Origin of the sequence: Colwellia sp. 6_MG-2023, assembly GCF_030547765.1 — a bacterium.
Lineage (GTDB): Bacteria > Pseudomonadota > Gammaproteobacteria > Enterobacterales > Alteromonadaceae > Colwellia.
Genome location: NZ_JAUOPP010000033.1, coordinates 13,658 through 35,391, shown reverse-complemented (window position 1 = coordinate 35,391; position 21,734 = coordinate 13,658). Strand labels below are relative to the sequence as shown.

Annotated in this window: 18 protein-coding genes; 10 read left to right on the top strand and 8 right to left on the bottom strand. The window is 36.5% G+C overall.

The features are described from left to right. Positions 1-9: 9 nt before the first annotated feature. The 4 genes from fdhD to Q4503_RS17280 are packed head-to-tail and all read right to left on the bottom strand — an operon-like array spanning position 10 to position 5,783. On the bottom strand, positions 10-828 hold the full coding sequence (gene fdhD / locus Q4503_RS17295; protein WP_303603027.1) for a formate dehydrogenase accessory sulfurtransferase FdhD: 819 nt from the start codon (positions 826-828) through the stop codon (positions 10-12). A gap of 2 nt (positions 829-830) precedes the next feature. Beyond that, the gene (gene fdhF, locus Q4503_RS17290; protein ID WP_215974269.1) at positions 831-3,734 is read right to left on the bottom strand and encodes a formate dehydrogenase subunit alpha; all 2,904 of its coding nucleotides are present in this window, start codon (positions 3,732-3,734) and stop codon (positions 831-833) included. Beyond that, complete coding sequence (locus tag Q4503_RS17285; RefSeq protein WP_303603026.1) at positions 3,727-5,292, bottom strand: NADH-quinone oxidoreductase subunit NuoF; 1,566 nt, start codon at positions 5,290-5,292, stop codon at positions 3,727-3,729. Before Q4503_RS17285 ends, fdhF begins: the two co-directional genes overlap by 8 nt. 8 nt (positions 5,293-5,300) lie before the next feature. Beyond that, positions 5,301-5,783, bottom strand: a complete 483-nt coding sequence (locus tag Q4503_RS17280; RefSeq protein ID WP_303603025.1) for an NAD(P)H-dependent oxidoreductase subunit E — start codon at positions 5,781-5,783, stop codon at positions 5,301-5,303. Positions 5,784-6,047: 264 nt separating this feature from the next. Between Q4503_RS17280 and Q4503_RS17275 the strand changes: the two genes are divergently transcribed. Then, complete coding sequence (locus tag Q4503_RS17275) at positions 6,048-7,136, top strand: substrate-binding domain-containing protein (RefSeq protein ID WP_303603024.1); 1,089 nt, start codon at positions 6,048-6,050, stop codon at positions 7,134-7,136. 84 nt (positions 7,137-7,220) lie between these two features. Here Q4503_RS17275 and Q4503_RS17270 read toward each other — a convergent pair whose 3' ends face one another. Both Q4503_RS17270 and Q4503_RS17265 read right to left on the bottom strand, forming a co-directional pair. After that, positions 7,221-8,939 (bottom strand): OFA family MFS transporter, encoded by a 1,719-nt coding sequence (locus Q4503_RS17270; protein ID WP_215974273.1) that lies wholly within the window; start codon positions 8,937-8,939, stop codon positions 7,221-7,223. A gap of 644 nt (positions 8,940-9,583) precedes the next feature. After that, positions 9,584-10,147 carry a cysteine hydrolase family protein gene (locus Q4503_RS17265; protein WP_303603023.1) on the bottom strand — a complete coding sequence of 188 codons (564 nt, stop codon included), beginning with the start codon at positions 10,145-10,147 and terminating at the stop codon, positions 9,584-9,586. A 68-nt stretch (positions 10,148-10,215) separates the two neighbouring features. Between Q4503_RS17265 and Q4503_RS17260 the strand changes: the two genes are divergently transcribed. The 5 genes from Q4503_RS17260 to Q4503_RS17240 all read left to right on the top strand — a co-directional run bounded on the left by Q4503_RS17260 (position 10,216) and on the right by Q4503_RS17240 (position 15,958). Further along, positions 10,216-11,169: a GlxA family transcriptional regulator gene (locus tag Q4503_RS17260; RefSeq protein ID WP_252727648.1), complete on the top strand. Its 954-nt coding sequence runs from the start codon at positions 10,216-10,218 to the stop codon at positions 11,167-11,169. A 460-nt stretch (positions 11,170-11,629) separates the two neighbouring features. Next, complete coding sequence (locus tag Q4503_RS17255) at positions 11,630-12,436, top strand: UDP-2,3-diacylglucosamine diphosphatase (RefSeq protein WP_303603022.1); 807 nt, start codon at positions 11,630-11,632, stop codon at positions 12,434-12,436. A 181-nt stretch (positions 12,437-12,617) separates the two neighbouring features. Continuing rightward, on the top strand, positions 12,618-14,333 hold the full coding sequence (locus tag Q4503_RS17250) for a lysophospholipid acyltransferase family protein (protein ID WP_303603021.1): 1,716 nt from the start codon (positions 12,618-12,620) through the stop codon (positions 14,331-14,333). 93 nt (positions 14,334-14,426) lie between these two features. Next, the gene (locus Q4503_RS17245) at positions 14,427-14,939 is read left to right on the top strand and encodes a phosphatase PAP2 family protein (protein WP_252727649.1); all 513 of its coding nucleotides are present in this window, start codon (positions 14,427-14,429) and stop codon (positions 14,937-14,939) included. Further along, on the top strand, positions 14,936-15,958 hold the full coding sequence (locus tag Q4503_RS17240; RefSeq protein ID WP_303603020.1) for an MJ1255/VC2487 family glycosyltransferase: 1,023 nt from the start codon (positions 14,936-14,938) through the stop codon (positions 15,956-15,958). The genes Q4503_RS17245 and Q4503_RS17240 overlap by 4 nt, the downstream gene beginning before the upstream one ends. 128 nt (positions 15,959-16,086) lie before the next feature. On the opposite strand, the gene Q4503_RS17235 is transcribed toward Q4503_RS17240, so the two are convergent. Continuing rightward, entirely contained in the window at positions 16,087-16,290 is a 204-nt protein-coding gene (locus Q4503_RS17235; RefSeq protein ID WP_215974278.1) for a cytoplasmic protein, read from the bottom strand. Between the two features lie 217 nt (positions 16,291-16,507). Here Q4503_RS17235 and Q4503_RS17230 point away from each other — a divergent pair, with 217 nt between their 5' ends. Both Q4503_RS17230 and Q4503_RS17225 read left to right on the top strand, forming a co-directional pair. Beyond that, positions 16,508-16,927, top strand: a complete 420-nt coding sequence (locus Q4503_RS17230) for a hypothetical protein (protein WP_303603019.1) — start codon at positions 16,508-16,510, stop codon at positions 16,925-16,927. A 41-nt stretch (positions 16,928-16,968) separates the two neighbouring features. Next, positions 16,969-17,673 (top strand): pseudouridine synthase, encoded by a 705-nt coding sequence (locus Q4503_RS17225; RefSeq protein WP_303603018.1) that lies wholly within the window; start codon positions 16,969-16,971, stop codon positions 17,671-17,673. 58 nt (positions 17,674-17,731) lie between these two features. Here the strand turns inward: Q4503_RS17225 and Q4503_RS17220 are convergent, their stop codons facing one another. Next, positions 17,732-18,571 (bottom strand): 2OG-Fe(II) oxygenase family protein, encoded by an 840-nt coding sequence (locus Q4503_RS17220; RefSeq protein WP_215974281.1) that lies wholly within the window; start codon positions 18,569-18,571, stop codon positions 17,732-17,734. Positions 18,572-18,718: 147 nt separating this feature from the next. Between Q4503_RS17220 and Q4503_RS17215 the strand changes: the two genes are divergently transcribed. Next, positions 18,719-19,024 carry a hypothetical protein gene (locus Q4503_RS17215; RefSeq protein WP_215974282.1) on the top strand — a complete coding sequence of 102 codons (306 nt, stop codon included), beginning with the start codon at positions 18,719-18,721 and terminating at the stop codon, positions 19,022-19,024. A 118-nt stretch (positions 19,025-19,142) separates the two neighbouring features. After that, entirely contained in the window at positions 19,143-21,719 is a 2,577-nt protein-coding gene (locus Q4503_RS17210; RefSeq protein ID WP_303603017.1) for an EAL domain-containing protein, read from the top strand. Positions 21,720-21,734: the final 15 nt, after the last annotated feature.

Sequence of the window (21,734 nt, the reverse complement as noted above, 5' to 3'; positions counted from 1 at the left end):
TATTTTTAACTATTTATCGAATGTGGTATAAAAAGTATGTCTACCTGGTCGAGCAAAGCCAATCAAGTTAAGATTGGCTTGGTTTGCTAAGGTTATAGCTAGCCCTGTTGGTGCCGAAACTGCGACCAAGGTAGCTATATTGACACTTGTCACTTTTTGTACCATTTCATAACTTGCTCTGCTTGAAATCACAACAAAGCCACTTTGGGTATTGATTTTACGTAGTGCTAAACTACCAATTAACTTGTCTAAAGCATTATGTCGACCCACATCTTCACATAATAAAGTTATTTTCCCCGCTGCGTCACACCAGGCTGCACCATGAACTGCGCCAGTTAGCGCTTGTAGTTTTTGATGTTCACTTAATTGTGACAGGGCATACTGAATGACTTGGGAAGAAGGTAACGGTTGTGGCGTTACACTCTTAATCGGCCGAATAGCTGTTTCCAGTGATTCACTCCCACATAAACCACAGCCTGTTCGGCCGGTAAGATTACGTCGGTGTGATTTCAAAGACATCATACGTTCAGAACTAATTTCAATACGTACTTCTATCCCTTTTTCACTGGTTACAAGCTCAATATCATACATTTCTGTTACGTTATTGATAATGCCTTCAGATAAGCTAAAACCTAAAGAAAATTCATGTAAATTAGCAGGCGAGGCCATCATAACCGCGTGAGAAATTCCATTGTAAACCATTGCAATAGGGACTTCTTCGGCGATACAGTCAAGATTTAATTGCTCTTGCCCACTACCTTGTTTCCAATAAGTTACCGGTAGTGTTAAATAGCTCGCTTGTAATTTTGGTTCATCTTCCAGTGTCACACTTAACTTCCTATGCTAGCTTTTTGTTTTTTAGGTGAACGTTTAAAGTGCTCTTTTTGTTGAGCACTAAACTTTTTATAACGCGTCTGCCAATCTGATGGAGAGGTGACTTTTTCAACCTGTACAGGGGTAACTTTATATTCAGGACAATTTGTTGCCCAATCTGAACTGTCGGTGGTAATAACGTTAGCTCCACTTATCGGGTGATGGAAAGTAGTAAATACCACACCACTTTGCATACGTTCACTAACTTTAGCTCTTAAGACAGTATCGCCAGCCCGACTCGTAATACCTAACCAGTCACCGTCATTAATGCCTCTTTCTTCGGCATCATTAGGGTGTATTTCAAGTAGGTCTTCTTTGTGCCAAGTTTGATTGTCGGTACGTCGTGTTTGTGCTCCTACATTATATTGACTGAGTATTCGCCCAGTAGTGAGTAATAGCGGGAATCTTTTATTAGCACGGTCTTCACTGGCAAGGTATGGCGTGATCGCAAAACGCCCTTTACCAATTGGAAAGTTGTCCACATGCATGATGGGTGAGCCATCAGGAAACTCGTCGTTACAAGGCCATTGAATACTACCTTGCTTGTCCAGTTTTTCGTAACTAACCTTACTGAACGTAGGTACTAATGATGCAATTTCATCCATTATTTCAGATGGATGTTGATAATTCATCGGATAGCCTAATGCATTAGATAACTTTTGGGTAACTTCCCAGTCGGCAAATTCAGCCAATGGCTTCATTACTTTACGCACTCGATTGATACGTCGTTCTGCATTGGTAAAAGTACCATCTTTTTCTAAAAATGAAGAGCCAGGTAAAAATACATGAGCGTATAATGCTGTTTCATTTAGAAAAATATCTTGAACAATTAAGCATTCTAACGATGCTAGTGCGGCTTGTACATGCTGGGTATTAGGGTCTGATTGTAAAATATCTTCACCTTGTACATACATGGCCTTGAACGTTCCTTCAATAGCTGCATCAAACATATTTGGAATACGGAACCCTGGTTCGTTGTCTAGGGTTACTCCCCAATTTTTCTCAAATTTTGCACGTAATACATCATCACTTACATGCTGATAACCTGGTAACTCTTGTGGGAATGAGCCCATATCACATGAACCCTGAACATTATTTTGACCACGTAAAGGGTTAATACCCACGCCTTCTCGGCCAATATTGCCGGTAGCTAATGCTAAGTTGGCAATACCCATTACCATGGTTGAACCTTGGCTATGCTCGGTAACGCCTAAACCATAATAGATAGCACCATTTTTTGCTTTAGCAAACGCACGAGCAGCAATACGAATTTGTTCAGCACTTACGGTGGTAATACTTTCCATTGCTTCAGGAGAATTGATCTCATCAAGAATAAATTCACGCCACTCGTTGTATTCATCGGTACGTTGTTCAATGAAGTTTTTGTCCTCTAAACCTTCGCTAAGTATTACGTGTGCTATGGCATTGATCATGGCAACGTTTGTGCCTGGTTTTAATGGTAAGTGATGATTAGCACTTATGTGAGCGGTATTTAGTAAGTCAATACTTCTTGGATCTATTACAATTAACTCAGCCCCTTGGCGTAAACGTTTACGTAGTTGTGAAGCAAATACTGGATGGGCGTCAGTTGGATTTGCGCCAATAACCATGACCACATCAGACTTCATCACTGAGTCAAAGGTTTGTGTTCCTGCTGCTTCACCAATAGTAGCTTTTAGTCCATAACCGGTAGGCGAATGACATACACGTGCGCAGGTGTCGGTATTATTATTACCAAAAGCAGCGCGAATAAGCTTTTGTACTAAATAGGTTTCTTCATTAGTACAGCGTGATGAAGTAATACCGCCAACGCTTTCTCGGCCATATTTAGTTTGAATGTTTTTAATTTTGTTAGCTGAAAACGCTAATGCTTCGTCCCAGCTAACAACTTTCCAAGGTTGATCAATGCTGTCACGGATCATAGGTTCGGTGACGCGATCTTTATGGGTAGCATAACCAAAAGCAAAACGACCTTTTACACAAGAGTGGCCTTGATTAGCTTTACCGCCTTTGTAGGGCACCATTCGTATCACTTCTTCGCCTTTCATTTCAGCTTTAAATGAACAACCAACACCACAATATGCACATGTTGTAATAACGCTATGTTCTGGCTGGCCTTTTTCAATAACTGACTTTTCTGTGAGTGTGGCAGTAGGGCAAGCTTGTACACAGGCACCACAAGAGACACAATCAGAAGATAAGAAGTCGTTTTCGCTAGTACCAGCACTCACTTTTGAAGCAAAACCTCGACCTTCAATAGTTAAGGCAAAGGTACCTTGGACTTCTTCACAGGCTCTAACGCAACGAGAACAGGTAATACATTTACTCGGTTCGAAAGTGAAATAAGGGTTCGACTCATCAATTTTAGCGTCAAGATGATTATCACCATCAAAGCCATAACGTACTTCACGTAAGCCAACGGCTCCGGCCATATCTTGTAATTCACAATCTCCATTACTTGAGCAGGTTAAGCAATCAAGTGGGTGATCAGAGATGTATAGCTCCATAATATTACGGCGCAGTTTTGCAATGTCATTATTTTCAGTAGACACTACCATGCCTTCTTTTACTGGTGTCGTACAAGATGTTGGGTAGCCTCGCATACCTTTAATTTGTACAGCACATAAACGACATGAACCGAATGCTTCAATGTTATCTGTAGCACACAGTTTAGGAATATTAATATCAGCCATTGCCGCAGCACGCATAACGGAGGTACCTGCAGGAACTGTTATTGTTACTCCATCAATTTCGATAGACACTTTTTGTGTTGAAGTGCTGGCAGGAGTGCCATAATCTTTATTAAAATCGATTGGCTTATTAGAGGTTGTGTTTGTTGCCGGATCAAAATAATTAATCATGATTGTTTACCTGTGTCGTTAAATAGAAATCTTGAGGGAAATCAGTGAAAGCACTACGTACTGGTATTGGGGTCATACTGCCCATTGCACATAAAGATCCATCAACCATGGTGTCGCAAAGGTCGTTAAGTAAAGCCATATTATCAGCGCGGCGCTCATCGTTTTTTATACGATCAATGACTTCTACACCACGGGTTGAACCAATTCTACAAGGGGTACATTTGCCACAAGATTCAACAACACAAAACTCCATTGAAAAACGGGCTTGCTCTAGCATATCAACGCTGTCATCAAAGACGACAATGCCACCATGACCTAACACGGCAGAAGCTTTAGAAAAGGCTTCATAATCAAGTGGGATATCTAATTTATTCGTTGGTAAATAGGCACCTAATGGTCCACCGACTTGAACCGCTTTTATTGGACGTTCGCTGGCGGTACCACCAGAAAATTCATCAATAAGATCTTTTAAACTTGAGCCAAACGGTAATTCAATTAAGCCTCCTTGCTTAACATTACCCGCTAGCTGAAAAGGTAAAGTACCTCGTGAGCGATTAGTGCCATACTGTTGATATGAATGACTACCTTCACTCATAATAAAAGGAACAGCAGCTAACGACAGTACATTATTTACAATAGTTGGCTTACCAAACAGCCCTTCTAAAGCTGGTAATGGTGGCTTGAAGCGCACTAGGCCTCTTTTACCTTCTATGGATTCTAAAAGAGCGGTTTCTTCCCCGCAAATATAGGCTTCAGCGCCTAATCTTACTTCTAAATTAAAGGTTTTACCGCTATTACAAATGTTATTACCTAAATAACCTGCTTCATAGGCAATTTCAATTGCTTGTTGTAATATTTCATCAGCAATAAGGTATTCGGAACGTAAATAAATATATCCTTGATCCGCACCAACAGCCAATCCAGCGATAATCATTCCTTCAATTAGCATAAAGGGATCACACTCCATTACTAATTTATCGGCAAAGGTACCAGAATCTCCTTCATCTGCATTACAAACGATATATTTTTGCTCGGCAGTTGCATCTCTTACCGTTTGCCATTTGATACCGGTAGGAAAAGCAGCGCCACCTCGGCCACGAAGACCTGAATCTACAATCGTTGTCACAATTTCTTGTGTAGATAGCTCAAGTGATTTTTGTAAACCTTTGAAGCCATCTAAAGCGAGGTAATCCGCTAGAGAAATTGGGTCAATAATACCTGTGCGAGCAAATGTTATGCGTGTTTGCTTTTTGAGATAAGGAATATTTTCTGTTAAACCCAGTGCTAGTGAATGCGCAGGTTGTTTTTCATGGAGGATATTATTAGTGATGTCTTCGATAATACTTGCAACATCTGCTGATTCTACTGGGCCATATGCCATTCGCCCTTGTGGTGTTTCAACTTCAATCATCGGCTCTAACCAATATAACCCACGGGAGCCATTTCTTATTATGCTGATGTCAATATTGTGTTGAGATGAATAATCGGTAAATGCTTGAGCAACATCATGTGCCCCTAATGAAATTGCGGTACTTTCTCGTGGAATAAAAATTTTCATCGTCTATCTCACTTAGATTTGCTGTTTAAATTAGCAATGATCTGTTCAAATTTTTCATTAGAAATGCGACCATGAAGATCATCATTAACTCGAATGTTAGGTCCTGTTGCGCAGTTACCTAGGCAATAAACGCTATCCAAACTGAATTTTTTATCATTTGTCATTTCGTGGTAGTCAATATTTAAAAGATCTTTGGCGTGTTCTTCAAGCTGCCTACTTCCTCGAGATTGGCAAGCTTCTGCTCGGCAAATCTGAATTTGATAGTCACTTGGAGGGGCTACACGAAATTGATGATAAAAACTAATGACACCATGAATCTCTGCTGGTGTTTGTTTCAACTTTGTCGCTATTCTCTCTATTGCCTGAGGTGCTATATAACCCACTTCTTTTTGAATGGCATGTAATATAGGTAGCAAAGAGCCTTTTTTGTTTTTTAAAGAATCAATGATGTTTTCCACATTGGACAATGGGGAAGATAATTCGATTTGCATACAAACTCCTAGATGGTTGTGACAAAATACATATATGAAATAAATTGCATATTTGTTATTGTCTATAGTTCTTTTTATACGCTGACTATATCACCATTGGTTTGCTATAAGAATATGAACAATATTTCATAAATGAGTTCTTTTTTTAATCGATTTAAAGGTATGATTTAATTGTGAAATATAAAAATTAGAAACTAGCAGAACAAGAAATTATCTATGGTTTAAACAGCTAAACTTTAAAATTAAAATAATAAAAGGTGAAAAATGACCGATAAAATAGTGATGTCTAAGAGAATTAAAATTAAACCAGCGTGGTCATTTTATGATGAACAGGGCGAGTATGTAGATCCTCGACTTTTTGTGTTGCTCAGCTCTGTCCATCATTCTGGAAAATTGACGGTAGCGGCAACAGAGTTAGGCATGTCTTATCGCCATGTTTGGAATGTATTAAAAAAGTGGACTGATTTTTTCGGTTCTGATTTAGTTGAATTAAAAAAAGGAAGAGGGGCGTTGTTAACACCGCTAGGTGAGAAGTTACTTTGGGCTGAACAAAGAGCTCAAGCACGATTTGAACCTCAATTAATCAGTATTGCGTCAGAATTAAATTTAGAAATACAAAAACATTTAATGGTTAAGGAGCCTTTGTTAAAGATTGCAGCAAGCTATGGTTATGCTATTGCTTTACTACCTAACTTTACTAATAAATTTAAATTAGATCTGCAATACCGAAGTTATGAAGAATCATTTGATGCGTTAAGTAAAGGTGAGTGCAATATAGCTGCATTTCACTTACCTACTGATATTGTTAGCCAAAGGTTGATTGATATTTATAGTAAATACTTTAAAGCAAATACCTATAAAGTGATTCGCTTTGTTACACGTAAACAAGGCTTGATAGTTCAAAAAGATAACCCTAAAAATATTTCTAAAATCGAAGATTTAAAAAAGAGTAGTGTTAAATTTATTAATCGCCAAAAACACTCAGGTACACGATTATTGATAGATGAATTATTAGCAAGGTCATCAATTGAGTCTAATGATGTTATTGGCTTTGATCGGTTTGAATTTACACACTCCGCTATAGCCGCTTATGTCGCTTCAGGGATGGCAGATGTTGGTATTGGTATTGAAACAGCAGCACGTCAATTCGGCTTAGATTTTATCCCATTAACTACTGAACATTATGTATTGGTTTGTCATCAAAATACCCTAAAAGAACTCTCGGTAAAGCGTTTAATTACTGAAATAAAAAGTGATAAGTTTCATGAGGAAGTATCAAAGTTAGCTGGCTATGAGTCGACCGCTTGTGGTGATATTGCAGATTTAGAAGATATGCTACCTTGGGATTTATAATATTCTCTAAATAAATATATAAAAGCCGCTTTAACTATAAGTTAACGCGGCTTTTATTGTTCTTTATCAGTCAAATACTAACTGTTAACCATGCGTATTTTCCACATGATGTTTAGCGGCTACAGGACGAATTGTTAAGTTAGCAAAAAAAGCAATAACTAACAAACCAGCCATAGCATACATAGTGCTATTATATAAACTTGGTGTTGGATCAACAGTACCCGCTGGAACTAATTCCATTAAATTACTTACGGTTACTGTTTTTGCGGCAACAAGCTCATTTAACTGACTAACGGCAGAGCCAAATTTAGCTTGAAATACCGCAGGATCTATTTTTGAAACCAAATCGGCTATCGCATCATTCACAGACATATTTCTTAGGTATGTAATAGCAAATGGACCAAGAACACCTGCTGTAGCCCATGCTGTAAGTAAGCGGCCATGTATTCCGCCAACATGCAAAGTACCAAATATATCAGCTAAGTAAGCTGGAATAGTTGAAAAACCGCCACCATACATAGTGAAAATAACCATTGTTGCGGCGTAGAACATAATTAACCATACCGTAGATGGATCAGCACTTACTTGAGAGGCAGCATAAGGTATCGATAAGTAGAGCATAGTCCCTAATACGAAGAAGAAATGGTAAGTGTTTTTCCTTCCAATGAAATCGGAAATTGATGCCCAGAAAAATCTACCACACATATTAAATACCGAAATCATGAGTACATAAGTGCCGGCAAAGGTTGCGGTCGCTACATCAGGCAACGTTGAGCCAAAAATATCAACCATCATGGTTTTAGCAACACCTATAACGCCAATACCTGCCGTTACGTTGAAGCAAAGAACAACCCATAATTTCCAGAATTGCGGTGTTTTTAATGCTTGATCAATATGTACATTGTTATGAGTAATCATGCTTTTGGCAGATGCATCTTTATCTGGAGGGGTCCACCCATCAGGGGTCCACCCCTCAGGAGGAACACGGTATGAGAGTGATGCGACAATCATTACAATAAAATACACAATGCCTAATGTTAAAAATGTGCCTGCTGCACCAGTATCACCAGTACCAACAACATAAACACCTGCATCACCAGGAAAGGCCATTTCCGCGGCTTCATGCGCGGTTGCCACAATAACTTCTACTGTGCCAGAAGCTGTTTCTGCAAAACGCTTACCTGCCTCAGTTATTAGTTTTACACTACTTTCGGTACCTAGATAAGTCGGTGCTACAGCATGGAATTTTAATAACGAGGAGATGAGAGGTGCGCCGATCATGGCACCACCACCAAAACCCATAATAGCCATACCGGTAGCCATCCCTCGCTTATCTGGGAACCAACGGAGCAAGGTGGATACAGGGGAAACATAACCTAAACCTAGGCCACACCCGCCAAGGGCACCATAGCCTAAGTAAACAAGCCATAATTGATGGGTAGATATACCAAAACTACCAATGATAAAGCCACCGCCCCAAAGAAATGCGGCGGTAACACCAACACAACGAGGGCCAACTTCTTCGAGCCACTTTCCAGCGACAGCAGCAGATAAGCCAAGAAAAACAATAGCAACAGAGAATATCCAAACGACATTACTTAATGACCAGTCGCCAGATGAGCTAGTAACGACCCCTAACTCCCTAATTAGCGCAGGATTAAATATACTCCATGCGTAAACAGAACCAATACATAAATGAATTGCAATAGATGCTGGCGGGACTAGCCAGCGATTAAACCCCGATTTAGCAATTATTTTATCTTTCATTAAGAAAGAAAAAAAGCCCCCACTTTTATTCGACATTATTTAATACCTTATAGCTACAGCCTGATATAAATATTTATACTTAAGCAGCTAGAACACCTATGAATGATAATGACACTACATATTTAAGAGCGAATATTATTTTGCTCGACAAAATAGATAATGCTTTACCGTTATTCTTTGTTCTAAATTATTCATAGTGAAGCGGCGCTAAATATAAAAAGGAATAATTAAATTGAATTTTTATTTTTATAAAATCTTATAACTAAGGATAATTATAATTTTTATATTATTTTTAATAATCAATTTAATCACTTTAGTTTCACTAATATAAGAGATATGAATTTAATTTCATATCTGTCTTTTTATTAGTCAAAAAAGTATAGCACTGGAATATTACCATTAAAATATGAACAAACTTTCATATTGTTAAGCTTGATTTTTAGCTGGCTTTAACTAAAAAATAGTGATGATAAGGTCTTAAATAATTCATAAAAAATCGGTAATGAATGCGGTGTAATTCATTACCGATTAAAATTAAATAATGCAGTATATAAAGCTTATAACAAAAACGTTATGCTGTTAAATCGCATATTTATCCTACATAAACTATTACTTTTTTGAACAATAATTAACATTTAATTGAATATGCCATCCACTATAACAATATAAATTTTGCTCTGCTAATTAACTAACGTTAATAATTTATCAGTGCTATCTACATTACAATATCCAAAGTTTAATGCAGCCATAAATGCATGATGAACCTGAGTTGCCGGCACTATGACACCATTAAACTCGAGATCTAATGTCGCACAAGCATCGTGAGCAACATGGCACTCATAGCCAAAATCTACAGCTGCACGGGTAACAGCATCAATACACATATGACTCATTGCACCAACAATAATTAATTTATCTACATTAAGATCATTAATGATTTTTTGTAGGTCCGTATCTTTAAAGCTATTAATTTGATGTTTCAAAATAACAGGTTCACTTTCAAGCGGCGTAAGGCTGTTGTGAATTTGTGCACCTTTAGATTCAGGTAAAAAAAATGGAGCATCATCAGAAGGAAATTCATGACGAACATGAATGACAGGTAATTTTTTCTGGCGAAATTTAGTTAATAGAGTTGCTGCATTTAATGATGCTGTCTCAGTACCAGACAGCGCCCATTTAGCTCCATTGTAGCTTGAAAAATAGTCGTTTTGAAAATCAATTAATAATAAAGCAATAGTAGACATAATAACCCTCTTGTGTTGTTTCACTGTTTTGTTAAAGGTATTATGCGAAATCCTTCTTAAGAATGCCTATGGCGAAATTGCCATTAAACAGTGCAAAAATGACAAAGTCTATTTGTGTAATAATTATTGATTACCCTAACGCGCTACAAAGTGCAGTTCACGGCTTACAAGAACTATTTTTATTATCTAATCAGATAATTAGAGATAGCGAGCTTGATATGCAATTTACAGTTTTAATTGTGAAACCAAGCGAGGAATTAGTAGGTGTGGTTCAAAGTGATATAGTTATTCTTCCTCCTAGCTTAGATGATAGTTATCACAATAAGCCTCAACCAGCGTTATTACAATTTATCAAAGAGGCGCACAAGAGAGGAACGATATTATGCTCTACTTGTGCAGGCGCATTTATACTTGCCAAAACAGGGTTGTTGGATAACAGGATAGCGACAACACACTGGCAATTAGCCGATAAATTTAAGGATCAGTACCCCAAAGTATCACTCCAAATAGAGCGTTTATTGATAAATGATGGAGACATAATTAGTGCTGGCGGGCTTACATCATGGATTGATTTAGGGTTAGAAATCGTCGCCCAATTTTCTAGGCCAAATATTATGCGTAAGCTTGGAAAGTACCTTATTGTAGATACGGGTAAAAGAGAGCAGCGCTACTATGAGACTTTTACACCTAAATTTAGCCATGGCAATCATCAAATTTTAAAAGCTCAATATTATATACAAGCAAATTATAATATATCACTAAAGATGGCTGATTTGGCTGTTGTCGCTTGCATGAGCGAGCGAACATTTTTACGTCATTTTACTCATGCGACAACAATAAAGCCTTTTGAGTATATTCAAAGAGTTAGAGTGCAAAAAGCATGTGAATCATTAGAATCAACAACACAAAGCTTTGAGCAAATTGCTCATAGCATAGGTTATGATGATGTAAATAGTTTTCGTAAGGTATTTATTAAAACAATAGGGCTAACACCTACAGCTTTTAGGGCCAGATTTGTTTAGGGGGTATGAAATAGAGCGTAATATGGCAATCAGTACTTTTAAAGTTAGCTTGCTGAAAATTAGTATTCTAAAAGTAAGTATCACAAAAAATGTTATTAAGTTAAGGGTCTTAGCATTATATGTGGTAAGTGTTTTTTCTATTTAACGATAATTAAATTTTATAAAAAATATAAAGTTTAATTATTTTCATGGTATTGGGAACTTTAAGACGAATAACTACTCTTACTATATGAAGATACTTATTCCCTTAGTGTTTCATGTTTTTATAATGCGTTTACTTGATTTCAGGTAAACGTTTTTTTTTGCCTGATTTTCTTATGACCAAAAGAAAAATCAACACGCAATATTAGGCTTTCTTGCTTACATCATATGTCTTGTCATGATATGTTCAAAAAATAGTCACACTACTGTAAGAAACGTTTATTAGCCTTGCCCATAATGACTCATTATAGGAATTATTATGTCAAAAACGCATTATAAAACTGTTTGGTTGTCTGATATTCATTTAGGTTGTAAAGACTGTAAGGCTGAGTATTTATTAGATTTTCTTATTCATAGTCAAATAGAGACCTTATATCTTGTGGGCGATATTGTAGATATGTGGGCTATGTCTAAACAATTTCGTTGGCCGAAAGCGCATAATAACTTATTTCATAAACTACTCTCTTTACCTTCTGAGGGCACTCGCGTTATTTATTTACCAGGAAATCATGATGAACCCCTTCAAAAGTATGATGGAATGAATTTTGGTGATATCGAGATTCATAGAAGTTATACACACATAACAGCTCAAGGTAAAAAACTTCTGGTTTTACATGGTGATCAGTTTGACCAACAAGTTTGTTTTGGGCCTGTGCATTCATGGGTTGGGGATCTATTGTATGATTTTTTGTTGTTTTTAAATCGTTGGTATAACTGGGCTCGAGTAAAATCAGGCCAGCCTTATTGGTCATTAGCTAGTTATATTAAAGGAAAATTGAAAGGGGCTGGCAAGGCAATAGCGCGATATAGAAAGGCGTGTTGCGATACCGCAAAAAAACAAGGTTTTGATGGTGTTGTTTGTGGGCATATTCATCACCCCGAAATCGTTGAAGAAGCTGGTATTCTGTATCTAAATGACGGTGATTGGATTGAAAACTGTTCAGCGTTAGTAGAGTCTAGCAGGGGAGACTTATCACTTGTTTATTGGGCTAAAATTAATAATGTTAGTAACCTTATTAACATTGTACCTGAAAAAAACAGCACGAAAGGGCGTAAGGTTGCATAGCTTAAAGAATTAATATTTTTTGATGTTAGTATTAACAATAATGCTTTAGCGGACGCTACACTTTCCTGTTGTTTAATTACTTATTAATATGTCATAAAGTTGTCATTTAAACGTCAAATATTAGCCATAAAAGTACTATATTCTGAGTAATCAGTGAATATCTGATTATGGCGGAATGAACATGTTTAATGTCGATCAAGTTGTTAGTGACAGCCTACCAAAAATGAATCATCAGTCATTGATGAGCAAAAGTATCAGAAACATTTTACGTTATCTGTTGCATGAAAAAGCCTTACTGACTATCGAAAAACAATATCCATATGCCAAGGGGCTAGACTTTGCCGAAGCAATGCTCGATCACTTTGATTTTGGTTACTGTGTCAGCGATAAAGATAGAGAAAAAATTCCGGCGACCGGTAAAGTTATTATTATCGCGAATCATCCTATCGGCACGTTAGATGGTGCTGCACTAATAAAGATGATCAGTGAAGTTAGGCCAGACTTTAAAGTAGTTGCCAACGACTTATTAATGAATGTTAAACCATTGCATTCTCTATTGTTACCCGTGAATAATATGGGTAATAAAACGCCGAAAAAAAATCTTGAAGCCATATACCAACACCTGAATAACGAGGGAGCTGTGATTATTTTTCCTGCAGGAGAGGTCTCTCGTATGGGAGCTAGTGGGATACGTGATGGTAGTTGGCATAAAGGATTTCTTAATTTTGCTACCGCTACGCAATCGCCTATTCTTCCAGTGTATATGGATGCACGAAATTCTGCTTTTTTCTATGCAATATCAGCAGTGTACAAACCATTGTCTACGTTACTCTTGATTAAGGAAATGTTCAAACAAGCGCACAAGCGCATGAATATTAAAATTGGTGATGTTATTCCATTTGAATATTTTGATTCTCTTGATGTGCCGCAAGTCAGTAAAGTTAAACTGTTTAAAAAGCATTTGTATAATATTGCTCGAAATAAAGCTGAAATATTAAAAACAGAAAAAGCCATTGCTCATCCAGAGAATCGCGCTGAGCTTAGATCGGCTATTCGCCAGTGTGAGTTATTGGGTAATACTGCAGACGGTAAGAAAATATTACTTTATCGTCAGCAAGGCTGTTCACCTATTATGCGCGAAATTGGCAGACTTAGGGAAGTTGCTTTTCGTTTAGTGGGCGAAGGTACGGGGAAGCGTCGAGATGTTGATGGGTATGATCTAGATTATTTACATTTGATTTTATGGGACGACGATGATTTAGAAGTTGTAGGTGCCTATCGCTTTGCTGAAACTCAGAAGTTAATCGATAACTCACAATCTCAGGGTATATATACTAATACGTTATTTGATTATCAACCCAGTATGGCACCAATCTTTGCCAAAGGCTTAGAGTTAGGCCGTAGTTTTGTTCAACCAAAATATTGGGGAAAACGAAGTTTAGACTATTTATGGGTCGGAATAGGGGCGTTTGTAGCTAAAAATCCGCAATATCGTTATTTGTTTGGGCCTGTCAGTATTAGTAATGCTTTACCAACACCGGCCAAAAATTTACTTGTACATTACTACCAGCATTATTTTCCGAGTGAAGAAATGATAGCGAAAGCGAAAATACCTTTTCAACTTGACGATATGGAAAAAGGTGAACTGCTTGCAGCATTTGATGGTGCTGATAAAGAAAAAGATTTTGTAACTTTAAAGCATTTATTGGCGAATTGTGGTGTAAGTGTACCAACACTTTATAAGCAATATTCTTCTTTATGTGAAGAGGGCGGTGTCAGTTTTTCAGCATTTAATATTGATCCAGATTTTAATGATTGTGTTGATGGTTTAGTGGTGGTTGATCTTGATAAATTGCTTACTAAAAAACGCATTCGTTATATTGAAAAGCATCAATAATTCTAGTGTGATTCGCTTGATTGTTAGATAAATTCTCTTTAAGAGAGCAGTATTCAACTACTACATATAACAAAGAAACTAGAGGAAATGGCTATGCTAAATGACATTTATCAGTATGATCTTCGTGTATTATTATGGTGTAGAAAATCTCGATTTTATCCTCAGTTTATTGCCATGGTTCGTATTATTTCTCGAACGGGTGATGGTTATATGCAGTTTCTACTGCCATTATGCTATTGGCTAATAAGTCCTCAAGAAGGAAAGCGCTTTGTTATTATATTGCTTTGGGCTTGTGCTATAGAGCGGTTATTATATTTTGTATTAAAAAATAGCTTAAAGCGTAGGCGCCCACCTGAAATAGTGACAGGCTTCACCAGTGTAATTGAAGCCTCTGATCAGTTTAGCTTTCCTTCTGGACATACCATGGCAGCATTTCTATTAGCTAACTTATGTGTGCTTGAGCTAGGTTTAATTGCATCACCACTTTATTTTTGGGCAACGAGTGTTGCAATATCACGGGTAATACTTGGTGTTCATTTTCCAACAGATACGCTGGTAGGGGCTACTTTAGGAAGTAGTATTGCTTATGTTGTGGTGATGGTGTGAAAATATTATATGGTGTTCAAGCCACAGGGAATGGTCATATAGCTCGAAGTCGAATTATGGCTAAGCAATTAAAAGAAAATGGTGTCGAGGTGACTTTTCTTTTTTCTGGCCGCCCTAAAGATAAGCTCTTTGATATGGAGATCTTTGGTGATTTTATTTATAAACAAGGGCTTACTTTTATTGTTCAAAATGGCAAAGTTAATTATTTAGCAACCGCATTCAATAACAATTTTTTACGATTTATTTATGATGCTCATACGTTGGCAATTGACGATTATGATTTAATTATTACCGATTTTGAACCTGTGACCGCTTGGGCTGCAAAGCTAAAGAAAAAGCCAGTACTTGGTATTGGGCATCAATATGCTTTTGGTCATAATACACCGCGAGCCGGAAAAAGTTTACTCGCTGAATTCGTGATGAATTACTTTGCGCCAGCAAAGGATTCTATTGGGCTGCACTGGGCACCTTTTGAGCAATCCACTTTACCGCCAATTATTGATGTCGGTCTTACTGGAAAAATGGATGAAGATGTAGTTTTAGTTTATCTTCCCTTTGAAAATCAAAGTAAAGTAACCAAGTTATTACAACAATTTCCAAGTAAACATTTTATCCAATATTCTCCTGATGTTAATAATACCGAAGATAAGAATGTATCGATAAGAGCCACTTGTTATGCAGGATTTAAACAAGATTTGTGTCGTGCTAGCGCGGTTATATCAAATAGCGGTTTTGAATTAATCAGTGAATGTTTGCATTTAGGGCTGCCTTTACTCGTTAAACCATTACAAGGTCAAATGGAGCAAGAGTCGAATGCACTTGCATTACATGATCTTAAATTTGCTGAGGTAATGCGGACATTAGATGAAGATATTGTCGCTGATTGGCTGGAAAAGTGTAAGCCTAGAATAAATAAAAAGACACCTGATGTAGCTTTTGAAATAGTAAAATGGTTACTTAGTGAACAAAGATTGCCAATTGACAAAGTAGCAGCTTCTTTATGGCAACAATATGAATAAAACAGGGGGCAGAGCCCATAGCTGACTGACAAAGAAAATCATTCCCTTTGATAAAGTAAGAATAGCTTATCAACGATGATAATTATGGAATAAACTGTCTTTAAAATGAGCTTATTAAACGTATAGAGTTAAGCTTTAATATTGATGTTTTGTCCAATGCTGGCAGTTGTATTGTTTGAACTAGCTACAGGGGCTGCACTTTGAATTAATTGCAATGCCATTTCTCCTTCAGCTTCGGCTACCTCTTTTGCTTTTACGGCAACAGATAAAATTGTACCGTTACCGCCATTTTCGGGGGCGAAACTTGGTGCATTAGTAATATTGATAGCCATAGCGCTACTCCAGAATGAATTAATAATTATGTTCAATAACCATATATCGGCTTATTCACAAAAAACTTTACTTAGATTATAGCAAAGTTTATCAAGATAGTATTTATTCACTTTTGAGCTCTTTTATCGTCTCTAGGTAATCACTTACTCATCGTGCTTTAATTATAGTTTGACGATATAATATCGTTTATGTGTCGCTTTAAATTGAGTCTAAAATATGTCAGAACAATTACCTATTTCGATTTCTGTTTGTAATGATTTAGTACAGCAATTTACTAAAATAAGATCGGTATGTAATAAACTTGAAGCACAATTTAATTTTCAAACGATGACTGCTAATTGGTATGGTAATGAAGAAGCTGTGCTTAGCGTTAAACTATTTATAGAAACAGCGAGCAGCTTTACTATACATAAACAAGCCCAAGCTCAATCAGAAATAAAGCATTATAGCGATGATGTTTTTAGCTATTACAATAACAGTGAAAAAAATCAAACACTAAGTTGCTATATTGCTATTACTGATTCAGAGTTTTCTATGTTAAACCAGCAGCATAAAATACTTGCTGGGTTGCTCCATATTAAACTACAAAAAGTACTTAATTTAGTTGCTAAGCAGTTAACCTTAGATACTATTTAGTCTCATCAAATTAACTTTTTTAATTTAGTAACTATTATATTATGTCTATAAATCGTGCTCGTCTAGATCGCTTTATTAGTGAAACTTGTCAAATTAATCGGAAAAAAGTGCGTTTATTATTAGCACAAAAAAGAGTAACTGTAGATGGGGTGATCGCGACAGATATTGCCTTATCTATTGATAAATTTTCTGTTATTTCATTAGATAATAAGATTATTCAGCAACACCAACCTTTGTACGTTATGTTGTATAAGCCTATCGGGGTTGTGTGCGCTACCAAAGATAGTAAACATATAACAGTTATAGACTTATTAGGTGAACTATTATCGGCTGAAGAAAAAGCGAGTTTACATATTGTTGGGCGCTTAGATTTAAATACATCAGGTTTGGTGTTGTTAACTAATGATAGCCGTTGGTCTGAAAAATTAACATCCCCAAAAAGCAAAGTAGCTAAACATTATTTAGTTACGTTGCAAAACCCATTAACACAAGAATATATTGCAGCTTTTTCTGCAGGTATGTACTTTGCTTATGAGAATATTACAACTCAGCCAGTCGCCTTGACGATTATTAATCAATATCAGGCGGAAGTTATCTTAACAGAAGGGCGTTATCATCAAATAAAAAGAATGTTTGGTCGCTTTAATAACCCTGTGACAGCTTTACATCGAACATCCATTGGTAAGTACGTTTTAGATGAGAGTTTGAGCTTAGGAGAAAGTAAGCTAATTAACGTTAGTATTTAATCACTTATTTACTAACGCTATTATTGATATTTCCCAATTTACTCATTCAGGGAGCCGTTTATTTAACACCTAGTTCGCGTAGGCGTTCAAGTAGGTAACTGGCTTGAGTATGTTGATCTGACAATTTTACATCACTACAAGGGTGTAAGAAAAGCGGCAATGAAATACGTGACTTTGTGCTAGCTTTACCGGTAGGGTTAATGACACGGTGAGTAGTTGAAGGAAAGTACCCTCCTGATGCTTCTTGTAACATATCACCTATATTAATAATTAAATTACCAAAGTCACTAGGGACATTTATCCAGCTACCATCTTGGCACTGTACCTGTAAGCCTGGTTCATTTGCTGCTGGTAATATAGTTAACAAGTTAATATCTTCGTGAGCAGCAGCTCTTATTGCGCCAGCTTCTTCATCGCCAGTTAATGGAGGATAATGCAAAATGCGTAATAGCGTATTTGGTGTATCTTTAATCATGCTAGACAACGGTTGAGAATAGTTTTTTGCTACGTCTTCAGGGCTATAGGCTTCCACCCAGTCTAATAGTTCACTGGCTAAGTTAGACGCTAATTGGTAATAGTTGAGTATTTCATCTTTTAATGAATCAGGAATACGGCCCCATGGGTAAACATGAAAATATTCTTTAATATCTTTTTGAGTATGGCCTTTAGCTACTTCTGAAATCTCAGAAGAAAAATAGCCATCTTGTTTTTCAACATCAAAAGCAAACTCTTGTTTGGCGTGACTATTAAAAAATTCTTGCCAATTAAGATAAATAGATTCAACTAAAGATTGCTGAATAGGATGGTTTTTTAATACGCCAAATCCTGTTTCTCTCAGGCTTTTCACAAACAGCTCTGGTGCGTTCTTAGCAGTGTAATCAACAACGGATAGTGTCATTTTTTTCTCTTTAAGGTAAAGTATAAGCCAATTGTAAACGGATATTAGCTATCATCAAGCATATAAACAAATAATAACGATTTTTTAATGCTTTGCTATATAATGTGCTCAATAATAAATTTGTAATATAAATAAGTGAAACACAACATGAAGTTATCTTTTTTTTCAGTTATATTTTTGGTTCTTTTTTTAGCCGCTTGCTCAAGTAATAATGAGACTTGTGAAGATATCACGTTAGCATCAGAACAAATTCAACAATGCCAAGCATTACATCGTCAAATAGTGAACACTAAAGGGCAACCGTTAATTCGTACTGAACTTGAGCGCAGATACCAGCAAGATTGTATTGATATTCGTTATTACCGTGATGAAAAGCAACAAGCTATTTGTGGTAATAAACACAAAAGAAAAGAAATTATTAAAAATATGAATGAGGAAGCTAACAATAAATAATACCTATATCATTCAGTCATTTTAGCATTATCAGAGTGAATTTTACGTCGAGATATTATGCTTATATATACACTTGATGGAATTAAATTGAAAGTAGTAGAAATGGTGATTTTTATTTATGTCTAATGGATCTTTAAAAAATAATATGGACACTGCTAAACCTAAGAAAGAAGAAACAGCGGAACAAGCACTTCTGACTTTACAATCAGAACATCAAGATTTGCAGTTACGTTATAATGCCTTGTTTAATTTGAATAAATTATCTCAAGAGTGTGAAGATTTAAACCATTTCTATCCTAAAGTCCATAAAACTATAGCCTCATTAATGACGGCTGAGAATTTCTATGTTGTTACTTATGATCAAACTTTTAATACACTTGAGTTTGTTTATCATGTAGATGAAAAAGATGAAAGGCCTGAAGGTGTTATAGATTATGATGCCCTTGCAGGCTCCTTTACCCATCTGGTGATAGAGTCATCACAGCCCCTCTTAGTAAATCCATCATTAGAGAAACAACTCTATGAAAACGGTAAAATAACGCAGCATGGTTCAACTGGAACTGATTGGGTTGGTGTGCCGTTATTACATAATGATTTAGTTATTGGAGTGATGGTTGTACAAAGTTACAATGAAAAAGTTAGGTATACTGAGCAAGACTTAAATATGCTGACTTTTACTGGTCAACATGTAGTTAGTGCTATGATCCGTCTACAAGATAAAGAGCGCTTAACCAGTGCTGTAAACGCACGTACACAAGAGTTAATGGCACAAATTCGGGAACGAGAAAAGTCCGAATTATTACAAGAGTCCTTATATCGAATTTCAGAGTTGGCGAATGATGCTAGTTTTGATATCGATGCTTTTTATTCGAAAGTACACAATATTGTTGGCCAGCTCATTAACGCAACTAATTTCTTTATTGCTAAATACGATGAAGAAAGTGACACGATTGAGTATGTTTATGTTGTCGATGAAGAGTCAAACCATGATCGAAATTATTTCAAAAAAAGAAAGCTATCAGATCATTATTCTGAGCTGGTTATTCGTCAGCAAAAAACGGTTCTTTTAACGAAGCAAGATATGCAAGAGCTGTTTGAGAGTGGTCAAACTCGAAAGCCTACTTCTGATGAACAGTCTTGGCTAGGGGTTCCCTTACTTTATGTTGGAAAGCTATTAGGCGTTATGGTGATTCAAAGTTATTCTCCTCGTACTATTTATAGTGAACAAGATGCAGAATTACTTAATTTTGTTTCTAATCATGTTTCTTCTGCGATTAAACGCCGAGAAATGTCGGAAATAGAAAGACAAAACCATGAGCTCTTAGAGGAACAAGTCAAACTAAGAACCTTAGCGCTTGAAGAAGAAATTCTGCAACGTAAGCAAGCTGAAAAAAAATTAAAACACACCGCTTCACACGATAGCTTAACAGGTCTACCTAATAGAGCTGTATTTCTTGACCTATTAAATCATGCTATTGCCTGCAACAAACGAAAGCCAGAGTTATCCTTTGCGGTATTATTTTTAGATTTGGATCGTTTTAAAGTTGTTAATGATAGTTTAGGTCACCAAGCTGGAGATACATTATTAAAACTTATAGCCTATGAGTTGTCTTCTATTTTACGTGGTAAAGATACTGTTGCTAGACTTGGTGGTGATGAGTTTGTTATTTTAATTGAAGATCTCGAATCAGATCAGAAAGCCTTTGATATAGCTCAACGAATAACTGATTTTCTTACCGAGCCTTTTGTTATTAATAACCAATTAGTATTCACTGGAACTAGTATTGGTATTTTGTTTAGTGACAAACGCTACAATGATGCAGATACTATGCTAAGAGATGCCGATACTGCAATGTATCATGCTAAGGGCAATGGTAAGGGACGTTATGAAGTTTTTGATGCAAGTATGCATCAAAGAGTACAAAATGCACTCTCTCTGGAAGCGGATATTAGGGAAGCGATTGAGTGGGAAGAGTTTATTCCTTACTATCAACCTATAATACAGCTAAATAATGAAGAAATAAAAGGCTTTGAGGCCTTAGCTCGCTGGCCAAGCCATAAGCGTGGCTTTGTGTATCCAGATGAGTTTATTCCGTTAGCCGAAGAAACCAATTTAGTGCAAGCAATTGATTTTCAGATATTGAAAAAATCGTGTCAGCAGTTGAAATTATGGCAAGACACGTTATTACGTCATGACTTATATGTTAGCTGTAATTTATTTTGTAATCAGTTTTTTAGTGCAACATTACCTGATGATATTGAACGTATATTGATAGAAACTGGTTTGAAGCCAGAGAATTTAAGGGTTGAGTTAACAGAGCGAGCGCTGTTGGAAAATACCGAAATTGTGTTATCTAATATGAAAGCGCTCAAACGTTTAGGTGTTAAAATATTACTTGATGATTTTGGTACTGGGTATTCAAGTTTAAGTTATTTACATCAATTTCCTATCGATGTTTTGAAAATAGATCGCTCTTTTATTAATAACTTTCATGAACAGAATAATAGTAGAGCTATTATCAAAACTATTATTGATCTAGCGACAAGTCTTGGTATGGCCACCATAGGTGAAGGCATTGAAAGTCTTGAAAATGCACAATTACTTCAAAAGATGGAGTGTTTATATGGGCAAGGTTTTTATTACGCGAAACCTATGCCCGCAGATGAAATGGAACAATATATCTTAAGCCATTAATAAATTATTTTAGCA

Bases quoted from the DNA above. Each gene is read 5' to 3' on its own strand.
- fdhF (WP_215974269.1), bottom strand. From the start codon at position 3,734: ATGATTAATTATTTTGATCCGGCAACAAACACAACCTCTAATAAGCCA.
- Q4503_RS17210 (WP_303603017.1), top strand. From the start codon at position 19,143: ATGTCTAATGGATCTTTAAAAAATAATATGGACACTGCTAAACCTAAG.
- Q4503_RS17275 (WP_303603024.1), top strand. From the start codon at position 6,048: ATGACCGATAAAATAGTGATGTCTAAGAGAATTAAAATTAAACCAGCG.
- Q4503_RS17250 (WP_303603021.1), top strand. From the start codon at position 12,618: ATGTTTAATGTCGATCAAGTTGTTAGTGACAGCCTACCAAAAATGAAT.
- Q4503_RS17260 (WP_252727648.1), top strand. From the start codon at position 10,216: ATGGCGAAATTGCCATTAAACAGTGCAAAAATGACAAAGTCTATTTGT.
- Q4503_RS17220 (WP_215974281.1), bottom strand. From the start codon at position 18,571: ATGACACTATCCGTTGTTGATTACACTGCTAAGAACGCACCAGAGCTG.
- Q4503_RS17285 (WP_303603026.1), bottom strand. From the start codon at position 5,292: ATGAAAATTTTTATTCCACGAGAAAGTACCGCAATTTCATTAGGGGCA.
- Q4503_RS17255 (WP_303603022.1), top strand. From the start codon at position 11,630: ATGTCAAAAACGCATTATAAAACTGTTTGGTTGTCTGATATTCATTTA.
- Q4503_RS17265 (WP_303603023.1), bottom strand. From the start codon at position 10,147: ATGTCTACTATTGCTTTATTATTAATTGATTTTCAAAACGACTATTTT.
- Q4503_RS17245 (WP_252727649.1), top strand. From the start codon at position 14,427: ATGCTAAATGACATTTATCAGTATGATCTTCGTGTATTATTATGGTGT.
- Q4503_RS17215 (WP_215974282.1), top strand. From the start codon at position 18,719: ATGAAGTTATCTTTTTTTTCAGTTATATTTTTGGTTCTTTTTTTAGCC.
- Q4503_RS17270 (WP_215974273.1), bottom strand. From the start codon at position 8,939: ATGTCGAATAAAAGTGGGGGCTTTTTTTCTTTCTTAATGAAAGATAAA.
- Q4503_RS17225 (WP_303603018.1), top strand. From the start codon at position 16,969: ATGTCTATAAATCGTGCTCGTCTAGATCGCTTTATTAGTGAAACTTGT.
- Q4503_RS17230 (WP_303603019.1), top strand. From the start codon at position 16,508: ATGTCAGAACAATTACCTATTTCGATTTCTGTTTGTAATGATTTAGTA.
- Q4503_RS17235 (WP_215974278.1), bottom strand. From the start codon at position 16,290: ATGGCTATCAATATTACTAATGCACCAAGTTTCGCCCCCGAAAATGGC.
- Q4503_RS17280 (WP_303603025.1), bottom strand. From the start codon at position 5,783: ATGCAAATCGAATTATCTTCCCCATTGTCCAATGTGGAAAACATCATT.